The organism is Polaromonas sp. UBA4122 (assembly GCA_002381615.1).
Lineage (GTDB): Bacteria > Pseudomonadota > Gammaproteobacteria > Burkholderiales > Burkholderiaceae_C > Polaromonas.
Genome location: DFWY01000151.1, coordinates 37,750 through 47,009 on the forward strand (window position 1 = coordinate 37,750; position 9,260 = coordinate 47,009).

11 protein-coding genes are annotated in these 9,260 nt (G+C 63.1%); 6 read left to right on the top strand and 5 right to left on the bottom strand.

Features of this window, described 5'->3' with window-relative positions; all coding sequences use genetic code 11:
• From pyrF to tsaB, 4 genes are all read right to left on the bottom strand, one after another.
• On the bottom strand, positions 1-630 hold a 630-nt coding region (gene pyrF / locus B3F77_RS18145), incomplete at its 3' end, for an orotidine-5'-phosphate decarboxylase (RefSeq protein WP_293606309.1).
• A gap of 25 nt (positions 631-655) precedes the next feature.
• The gene (locus B3F77_RS18150; protein ID WP_293606310.1) at positions 656-1,405 is read right to left on the bottom strand and encodes a uracil-DNA glycosylase family protein; all 750 of its coding nucleotides are present in this window, start codon (positions 1,403-1,405) and stop codon (positions 656-658) included.
• Positions 1,406-1,427: 22 nt separating this feature from the next.
• Positions 1,428-1,907, bottom strand: a complete 480-nt coding sequence (gene rimI, locus B3F77_RS18155) for a ribosomal protein S18-alanine N-acetyltransferase (protein ID WP_293606311.1) — start codon at positions 1,905-1,907, stop codon at positions 1,428-1,430.
• A 19-nt stretch (positions 1,908-1,926) separates the two neighbouring features.
• Complete coding sequence (tsaB, locus tag B3F77_RS18160) at positions 1,927-2,709, bottom strand: tRNA (adenosine(37)-N6)-threonylcarbamoyltransferase complex dimerization subunit type 1 TsaB (protein WP_293606312.1); 783 nt, start codon at positions 2,707-2,709, stop codon at positions 1,927-1,929.
• A 167-nt stretch (positions 2,710-2,876) separates the two neighbouring features.
• Here tsaB and dacB point away from each other — a divergent pair, with 167 nt between their 5' ends.
• The 6 genes from dacB (at position 2,877) to B3F77_RS18190 (ending at position 8,193) form a co-directional block, all read left to right on the top strand.
• Positions 2,877-4,361 carry a D-alanyl-D-alanine carboxypeptidase/D-alanyl-D-alanine endopeptidase gene (gene dacB / locus B3F77_RS18165; RefSeq protein ID WP_293606313.1) on the top strand — a complete coding sequence of 495 codons (1,485 nt, stop codon included), beginning with the start codon at positions 2,877-2,879 and terminating at the stop codon, positions 4,359-4,361.
• 11 nt (positions 4,362-4,372) lie between these two features.
• Positions 4,373-4,687, top strand: a complete 315-nt coding sequence (locus B3F77_RS18170) for a SemiSWEET family sugar transporter (RefSeq protein ID WP_293606320.1) — start codon at positions 4,373-4,375, stop codon at positions 4,685-4,687.
• A gap of 95 nt (positions 4,688-4,782) precedes the next feature.
• Positions 4,783-5,133, top strand: a complete 351-nt coding sequence (locus tag B3F77_RS18175) for a zinc ribbon domain-containing protein YjdM (protein ID WP_293606314.1) — start codon at positions 4,783-4,785, stop codon at positions 5,131-5,133.
• Positions 5,134-5,217: 84 nt separating this feature from the next.
• Complete coding sequence (locus B3F77_RS18180; RefSeq protein ID WP_293606315.1) at positions 5,218-6,096, top strand: MBL fold metallo-hydrolase; 879 nt, start codon at positions 5,218-5,220, stop codon at positions 6,094-6,096.
• Positions 6,097-6,326: 230 nt separating this feature from the next.
• A complete protein-coding gene (locus tag B3F77_RS18185) occupies positions 6,327-7,502 on the top strand; it encodes an SGNH/GDSL hydrolase family protein (protein ID WP_293606316.1) in 1,176 nt (391 codons plus the stop codon).
• A gap of 19 nt (positions 7,503-7,521) precedes the next feature.
• The gene (locus tag B3F77_RS18190; protein ID WP_293606317.1) at positions 7,522-8,193 is read left to right on the top strand and encodes an OmpW/AlkL family protein; all 672 of its coding nucleotides are present in this window, start codon (positions 7,522-7,524) and stop codon (positions 8,191-8,193) included.
• Between the two features lie 72 nt (positions 8,194-8,265).
• Here the strand turns inward: B3F77_RS18190 and B3F77_RS18195 are convergent, their stop codons facing one another.
• Positions 8,266-9,231 carry an L-threonylcarbamoyladenylate synthase gene (locus B3F77_RS18195; protein WP_293606321.1) on the bottom strand — a complete coding sequence of 322 codons (966 nt, stop codon included), beginning with the start codon at positions 9,229-9,231 and terminating at the stop codon, positions 8,266-8,268.
• Positions 9,232-9,260 lie beyond the last annotated feature (29 nt).

Below are 9,260 nucleotides of genomic sequence, written 5' to 3' on the forward strand. Positions count from 1 at the left end.
AGGCAGCGTGGGGGCCACCGCCCGCACACGCTCGATCTCCGCCGGATAAGTCGCCCCCACCACCAGCCCGAGCTGGCCATTGAGGTTCCACGGGCCTTGCGCGAGGCGGGCCACATGCTCATAGAGCAGCGGCTGGCCTTCAACCGAGGCGAGGCGCTGGTTCTGCAAATCATCACCGCCGGGATTGGACGTGCGGCACAGCAAAAAAGCGCCCTTGCCGTGGTACTTGAGGTAGGGCGTGATGGAATCGAAACCCATGAAGGGCGACAGCGTCACCGCGTCGGCGCCGTAACGCTCAAAGGCTTCCTTGGCGTACTGCTCGGCGGTGCTGCCGATGTCGCCGCGTTTGGCATCCAGAATGATGGGAACTTGCGGCGCGGCCCGGCGCATGTGTTCCATCAGGCGTTCGAGCTGGCCCTCGGCGCGGTGTGCGGCGAAGTAGGCAATTTGCGGCTTGAAGGCCAGCACCAGATCGGCGGTGGCATCGACGATGGCGGCGCAAAAATCATAAATCTTGCTGGCGTCGCCCAAAAGCCGGCCGGGGAATTTGGCGGGCTCCGGGTCCAGGCCCACGCACAGCAGGGAGTGGTTCTGGCGCTCTGCGGCGCCCAGCATGTCGAGAAAGGTCATGTGCTGATTGTAAGAAGCCCCAGCGTCAGGGCGCGTGCGCTAGCAGGCTCATGGCCAGACACAAATCGTCCCAGGCTTTGGCTTTGTCGGCCGGTCGGTGCAGCAGGTAATTGGCGTCGTAGGTCAAGATGGTTTTTACCCCCTGCAGGCTATGCACCTGGCCCCTGAGCTTGCCGAAGGGCTCGGTGGAGGACAGCAAGGCCTGCGCCGCGAGGCGCCCCATGACCAACACCACATCGGGCTGGGCACGGGCCACCAAGGCAGCCAGCGCGAGCGAAAAGTCCGCCGCCGTACCGGAGGCCGCATGCCGCACCAGCGGTGCCAGCAGAACCACGCCCGCCTGGTTCATGCGGGCGGCGCGCAGCATGTTGTCGAGCAGCTTGCCGGCATCGCCCTGAAAGGGCTCGGCCTGCAGCGCCGCTGCCGGTACTTCGGCCAGCACCAGCCAGCGCGCGCCTTGCGCAGGGGCGGCCTCCGGGTACAGGGCACGCGCCTCGCCCAAGCTCCACGAGGCCTGCCCACTGCCTTCTCGTGCGGCTGGTTGCGACACTGGGGCGGGCGGGGTTCGCACGGGCGCTACGGGCTCCCGGGGCGTGGGCGATTTAACAACCGGGTTAATGACCGGTATATTTTCATGAAAATTGCCTGTCTCACCCGCTGTATATGCGCGAGCAGCTACAACATTTATAGCAACTACGGGTTCGGCGGGTTGCCAGACGCGCACGCCCATCTCGCGCAGCATGGCGCGCTGGCGTTTGTCAAGGTGAAGGCTCATGGCTGGGCACTCATTTGAGGACTCACAGGGCCAGACTCATGACGATGGCGTCTTCGCGTCCGGAAGCGGTGGCCGGGTAGTAATTGCGGCGCATGCCCACATGGCCGAAACCATAGCGTTCGTAAACGGCTTTGGCGCGCGCGTTGCTGACCCGCACTTCCAGCCACAACCACTGCGCGCCTTGCCCACGCGACCAGATGGCCAGCGCATCCAGCATCACATGGGCCCAGCCCTGCCGCTGGTGCGCGGGCGCCACGGTGATATTGAGCAGGTGCACCTCGTCCACGCCTTTCATGGCGACAAAGTAGCCCAGCAGCTCGATGTGGGGCGGGACGCCTGCGGTGAGCAGCTGCGCCTGGTAACCGGCGGTGAGCGAGTCGGTGAAGCTGCGCTGCGTCCAGGGATGTTCGTATGCGCTTTGCTCCACCCGCTCCACCGCCTCCAGCCAGGCCGGCGTCATGGCTTCAAACTGGGCTTCGAGGGATTGCAGGGCAGGGTTCATGAAAAGGCAGACAGACGATTTAGTGGGCGAGACCTGTGGCCAGCTCGACCTGGGCCCTGGCTTGGGCACGCTCTTCGGTGGTGAGGGCGACTTTATCGCGAACATACAGCGGCAAGGCCAGCGCCGCTTCCACGCAATGCCCCGCAGCGGCCAATGCAGGCGCCAGCCGCAGCAGCGCGGTGGCGGTCGGCAGGGCTTGCCTGTGGGCGAACGACGCCAGGCCTGCGGGCAAGCGCTCGGCATACACGCCAAACACGTTACCCGCGAGCAGACGGGTGGCCGGTTCCGGCACCAGGTTTTCAGGCCGAATCAGCTCGCAGTCCTTGATGGACCTGCATAACACGCTGCTGCGGCCACTACTGAATTCATAGCCCTGAACATACATTTCATTCATGCGCGCATCGAGCAGCGCCGTGACGGTGAACCTTGAATCATCCACTAATTGACCTTCCGTACCGGCCCACTGGTAGCGCGCCTCTTCGGCCACGGCCATCAGCGTGTCGATGGGCAGCACCAGGATGCCCGCGCCGTCGTTGGCCCCAAAGGCCAGGCCTTGCGCCACCGCGCAGGCCGTGCGCAGGCCGGTGAACGAACCCGGGCCGCGGCCAAAGGCAATGGCATCGAGCTCACCCAGGGCCAGGCCGGACTCGGCCAGCAGCGCGAAAATTGCCGGGATCAGCGTGATGGAGGCCTGCGCGCCACCCGGGCCGCTGTGCTGCCAGACGCGCACGCCATCCGTCACCGCAATCGATAGCTGTTCGGTACTGGTGTCAAACGCGAGAAATTTCAGAAGTTTAGGCATTAAATTAGGCTTTTGCGCCTACAGGACGGGCGCAAGCAGCTATCAAAAACATAGTGACGGGATTAGCGTGGCGGGATCAGCCCGGCTCGAAACCCACAGGTGACGAACTGGCACCCGGTGATTATCCGGCCTGGAGGCCCGTTCAAGGTGCGACGGATAATCGCCGCATGCTTTTCAACTCATCCCGCGCCCGCTTCATGGTGCGCCTGGCTTCGAGCCTGCTGGCCGGGCTGTACAGCCTGGGCGCAGTAGCCCAAGCCCCCAGCCAAACCCTGCCCCCCGAAGTGGCGGCCTTGCTGGCGCGCGCCAAGGTGCCGCAGGGCGCGATGGCTGCGCTGGTGGTGGACGCCGCACCCGCCTTGAATGGCAAATCAGCCCCCTTGCTGAGCTACCGTGCCAACACCGCCATGAACCCGGCCTCGGTCATGAAGCTGGTCACCACGTATGCCGGGCTTGAACTGCTCGGGCCTTCCTTCACCTGGAACACGCCGGTGTATGTCGATGGAACCATAGCGGGCGGCGTGCTGCAGGGCAACCTCGTCATTCAGGGCAAGGGCGACCCCAAGCTGGTGCTGGAGCGGCTGTGGCTGCTGCTGCGCCGGGTGCAGGGGCTGGGCATCAAGACCATCACCGGAGATATCCTGCTGGACCGCAGCGCTTTTGCGGCCAGCGCGCAAAACCCGGCCGACTTTGATGACCAGCCGCTGCGGCCCTACAACGCCGCCCCCGATGCGCTGCTGATCAACTTCAAGTCGGTGGTGATGACCTTTGTTCCCAACCTGGCCAGCGGCAACGCCAGCGTCAGCTTTGAACCGCCCCTGGCCGGCGTGCAGGCGCAGACCAGCGTGCCGCTGTCGGCGGGACAGAGCGGCAGCGCGACCCTGGCAGCCTGCGGCGACTACCGGGCGCAGCTCCAGGCCGACTTTTCAGACCCCTTGCGCATGGCCTTTAACGGCAGCTACCCCGTCGCCTGTGGCGAAAAAGTCTGGGCGGTGGCCTACGCAGACCCCACCAGCTACGCCGAGCGGGCAGTCGCTGGCATGTGGCAGGAGATGGGCGGCAAGCTGGGCGGGCGCGTGCGTGAGGGCCGCGCCGCACCGAATCAAACGCCGGCGTTTGAACTGGTTTCGCCCCCGCTGGCCGAGGTGATCCGCGACATCAACAAATACAGCAACAACGTGATGGCGCAGCAGCTGTTTTTGACCCTGAGCCTGCAGCGCTCGGGCACGGCCAGCAACGAAGCCTCGCGCGAGGAGGTGAGCAGCTGGTGGCGTGAGCGCTTTGGCGAGCAAGACCTGCCGGTACTGGACAATGGCTCGGGCCTGTCGCGGCTGGCGCGCATCACCCCGCAAGGGCTGGCCCGCCTGCTGCAAACCGCCTATGTCTCAGGCACCATGCCAGAGCTGATGGCCTCCTTGCCGATCGCCGGCGTGGACGGCACGCTCAAGCGCAGCAAATCGCAGCTGTCCCAAGGCTGGGCTCATTTGAAAACCGGCACCCTGCGCGACGCGACCGCGCTGGCAGGCTATGTCCACACACCCAGCGGCAGACGCCTGGTGGTGGTGGCCATCGTCAACCACCCGAATGCGCCTGCAGCACGGCCTGCGCTCGAAGCCCTGGTGGACTGGGCAGTGAAACAAGGCGGCCGGTGAACCTGCCCATGATGCACCTCAGCCTGACCGACCTCATCGGCTCCCTGGCCGCATGCCTCACCACCCTGAGCTTTTTGCCACAAGCCTGGCTCAGCTTCAAAACCCGGGACGTCAGCGGCGTCTCTCTGAGCATGTACAGCGTGTTCACCTTGGGGGTTGCCCTGTGGCTGGCTTACGGTCTGCTGCTGGGCGCCTGGCCCATGGTGATTGCCAACGTGATCACGCTGCTCCTGGCGCTGGCTATTCTGGGGATGAAATTGATGTACGGGCGGACGCGCATTCTGCCGGATCAAGCCGACCAGCCAGACCAGGCGGGCGGCGAGTGAATCGACGCCTGCAGCTTATTGGATTTTTGATGGCAGATAATTTGCGCCCACAGCTGCCGACTTCCCCCCCACCCTTCTGCGATTAAAACTAAACCATGTCCACCCCGTCCACGCTCCCCGCTTGCCCCCAATGCACTTTGGAAAACACCTACCCCGACGGCGACAACTATGTGTGTGCCGACTGCGGCCATGAATGGCCGATCGCCGCGGCTCCGCAGGCCGACGACAACGCCGATGCCGTGATCAAGGATGCCAATGGCAATGTGCTGGCCGACGGCGACGCTGTGGTGCTCATCAAAGACCTGAAAGTCAAGGGCTCGTCCATCACACTGAAGATGGGAACCAAGGTCAAAAGTATCCGCTTAGGTAGCGGCGACCATGAGGTGGACTGCCGGATGGACGCGGGCAGCTTCATGCTGAAAGCCTGCTTCCTTAAAAAGGTCTGAACAGGCGATAGTGCAAGATCTCTTCTGAATTGAAATTACACAAGAGCTCTTGCACTGTCCGTTAAACACACCCCAATCCCACTCATGAGCGCCCGAACCACCACCCAAGCTTTCTTCGATCCCAAGACCTGGACGATATCCTACGTAGTGTGGGACCACGCGGCGAAGCACGCCGCGGTCATCGACCCGGTGCTCGACTACGACTTCAAGTCCGGGCATACCAGCACCCAGTCAGCCGACCAGGTGCTGGCCTATGTGCGGGAGAACGGCTTGCACGTCGACTGGATTCTGGAAACCCACGCGCATGCAGACCACTTGTCGGGCGCGCATTATTTGCAGGAGCGCTTGGGCGGGCGCATCGCCATCGGCGAGAACATCCGCGAGGTTCAGGCGACCTTCAAGAAAATCTACAACCTCGATCGCACTTTCCTACCCGACGGCAGCCAGTTCGACCACCTGTTCACGGACGGGGAAAAGTTCAGGATCGGCGAGGTCGAGGGCACCGCGCTGCTGGTGCCGGGGCATACGCCCGCCGACATGGCCTACCTGGTGGACGGCTCAGCGTTCGTGGGTGACACGCTGTTCATGCCCGATGTTGGAACCGCCCGAGCCGATTTCCCGGGTGGCGATGCGCACCAGTTGTACCGCTCCATCCACCGCCTGCTGGAGCTGCCGCCCGAGACGCCCCTGTATGTCTGCCACGACTACCCACCCGCATCGCGCCAAGCGAAGTGGCAGACGACGGTCGCAGAGCAGCGCGCTCAGAACATCCATGTGCGGGACGGCATTGGCGAAGACGAATTCGTGGCCATGCGCACAGCACGCGATGCAACGCTCGAACTACCGACGCTCATCCTGCCGTCGATTCAGGTCAACGTGCGCGCCGGGCAACTGCCGCCGCCCGATGAAAACGGCGTGGCCTACCTGCGGATTCCGCTGAACGCGCTGCCCGTCCACAAATAGCGGCGGTCCGGGGCCTGTTCCTCGAACTCTCCAAAATATTATTCAGGTCCGCAGATAAATAAAAATGTCGATCGCTTTTTACTGCCTTCATGCTCAGTTGAAACCTGATGTAAGCAGCGTCAACAAGCTGTTGCACTTCGAGCTTGAAACCGCCCCTTCTGTTGCAACACGATTTGTTATCTTATGATCGCGATCAAAACGAACAGTCGTTCTATTTCAAAGGAAAAATTATGAAACGATGGAATTGGGTTGCGCTGGCAGCCGGCTGTGCGGTGGTCCTGGCCGGTTGCGGCGGTGCTAGCGACGGTGCTGATACCGCGCCGAAAACCAGTGTGAGTTCGGTCAAGGTGTTTGGCGACAGCCTGACTGACAGCGGCACGTTTGGCTACAAGTTCACGATTCAAAGTAGCGACCCGGCCAACCCGTTTCTGATTTTCCCCGAGCGCGTTGCGGCAAGCTTTGGCTTCAATAGCCTGTGTTCGTTCTTCAAGTTCAACGGTACAACCTTCATCCCCAATTCCACCTGCACGAATTACGCAGTGGGAGGCGGGCGCGTCAACAACCTCACCAACACGGCCGCGCCCAGTAATGCTGTGCCATTTTCAATTCCCTACCAGATGGCTGCCGGATCGGCATCGCTGGCAGCCAACGACCTGGTGATCATCGACGGTGGATCGAATGACCTGGCGGACATCACTGGCGCCTTTCTGGGAGTGACCACGTCGCCGGCGGGCCTGGCAACTTATCAAGCGGCCCTAAGTACCTTGCTTCCCGCCGCTACAGTGACGGCCATTATCGGCACCCCAAGCTCCACCAGCTTGGCCACCGCAGGCGGTGCTTACGCACAAGCCCTGGCCCAGTCGTTGGTGGCTGCCATCAACACGAACGTGCTGTCCAAGGGGGTCAAGAAGGTGGTGGTGGTGAACTCCAGCGATTTCACCCAGACTCCCAGATTTCAAGCCGTCCTGGCGGGTGTTGCCGCTGCCGGTGGAACGGCCCAGCGCGATGCTGTTCAGGGTGCGGTAAGGGCATGGATTCAGGCCTTCAATGCGGGGTTGGCCCAGGGCTTGACCGGCACCGGTGTGCAGGTGTTTGACTTCTACACCGAAGGCAACCGGATTTTTGCCGACCCGGCCCAGTACAGCATCACCAATGCCACCACGCCAGCTTGCCCAGTGGTCGCTGGCGGCGTGGATACGCTGACTGGCCAAGCCAGTTTGAGCTTGGCCGTGACGGTAGCAGCCTGCAACTCGGCCAGCATGTCGGCCAGCATTCCCGTTGGAGAGGCGTCGCCAGACTGGTGGAAGAGCTATGCCTTCTCGGACAATTTCCACCCCACACCGCTGCTGCACCAGTTGATCGCTCAGTCCATCAGCGTGCAACTGGCCCACGCCGGCTGGCTGTAACCCACGAAGCAAAAATAGCATGAACAACACAGCAAAAATTTTATTGATCGCTGTTGCGGCAACCTGTGCGGCAGGCGCTCAGGCGCAATCGGCGGGCACCTGGATGGTGCTCGGCGGCGTAACCAACATCACGCCCAACGTATCCAGTGGCGACCTCACGGCGCCGACTTTTCCACATACCCAAGCGGTCGTTGACGGCTCAACCCGGCTGTCCGGTGACGTGACCTACATGGTCAACGACCACCTGTCGGTCGATCTGCCGCTGGCACTGCCGTTCAAGCACAACATTTCAGGCGATGGGGCCATTGCCGGCGTGGGCAAGCTCGGCGACGTCAAGGTATTGCCGATTACGCTACTCGGGCAATGGCGCTTCATGGAGCCCAACGCCAAATTCCGCCCCTACCTTGGCGCGGGCCTGACGTATGCCAAGTTCTACGGCGCACGGGCCACGTCCACGTTGTCGGCCATCACGGGCGGCCTGCCCAGCAACCCGACCACCTTGTCAATTGAATCCAAGTGGGCACCGACCTTCCAGCTGGGGGCCACGCTGGCCTTGAATGAACGCTGGTTTGCGGATGTGAGCTACTCCTACACGCTGCTGAAAACGCGTGCCTCGCTCTCGACCGGTCAAACACTGGACATCAAGCTCAACCCCAGCGCGATCAGCCTGGCGATTGGCTACAAGTTCTAAAACGCTGGCCCCTGCCTGTGCTGGTGTGGGGCCATTTTTTTTGGCCATTCAGGCGATCCGTGAACGGCACCCTCAGCTCGCCGCAGCCCGCCCCAGCCGGTCCCTTACGCCCTCCCACTCCGCGGCAGCGGGCGGGTTTTCAATCCATATCAGCTTGACGCCCTGGGCGTCGAAGTCGCGCAGCACGGCGAACAGCTGCTGCGCGGCGGCGGCGGCATCGTCGGGCATGCGCCGGTACAGCACTTGCGCAGATTTGATGTGCACTATTGCGCGGGCATAGACCGCAATGTGGGCGGCGTCCGCGCCGAGCAGATTGAGCGCGGTTTGAATCGCGCCGGCGTCCATCAGACGCACTTTGGCGTTGGGGGCGTAGTGCGAGGCCAGCGTGCCAGGGGCGCGGGGGGCGCTGCCCAACGCTGAATCAGCTTGCGGCAGTTCATCTTTACCGAGCACCGACTCGCCACACGCGGCCTCCAGTTGCGCGCGCGTGAGAACTCCCGGTCGCAGCAGTACGGGCTGGCCACGGGTGCAGTCCACAATGCTGGACTCTATGCCGAGCTCGCACGGCCCGCCGTCGAGCACCAGCAAGGCATCGCCAAACTCCTGGCGCACGTGCTGCGCGGTGGTGGGGCTGACGCGGCCAAAGCGGTTGGCGCTTGGGCCGGCCACGCCGATGTTGCAGGCTTTCAAAAAAGCCAGCGCCACCGGATGCGCGGGGCAGCGCAGGCCAATCGAGTTCTGGCCACCGGCTGCGGCTGCGGCCATGCCGTCCTTGCGCGGCAAAATCACGGTGAGCGGTCCGGGCCAGAAGGCCTGCATCAAGCGGGCGGCAAACGGCGGCACGCTGCTGGCGTAATCAGCCACCTGGCGCGCATCGGCCACGTGAACAATCAGCGGATGGTCTGCGGGCCGGCCTTTGGCGGCGAAAATGCCAGCCACAGCTTGATCGCTGGAAGCATCTGCCCCCAGGCCATAGACCGTTTCGGTCGGAAAGCCGACCAGCTCGCCGGCCTTGATGCGTCGGGCGGCTTCAAGAATGGCCTGCGGGTCGGTGCCTGTCTCTTATA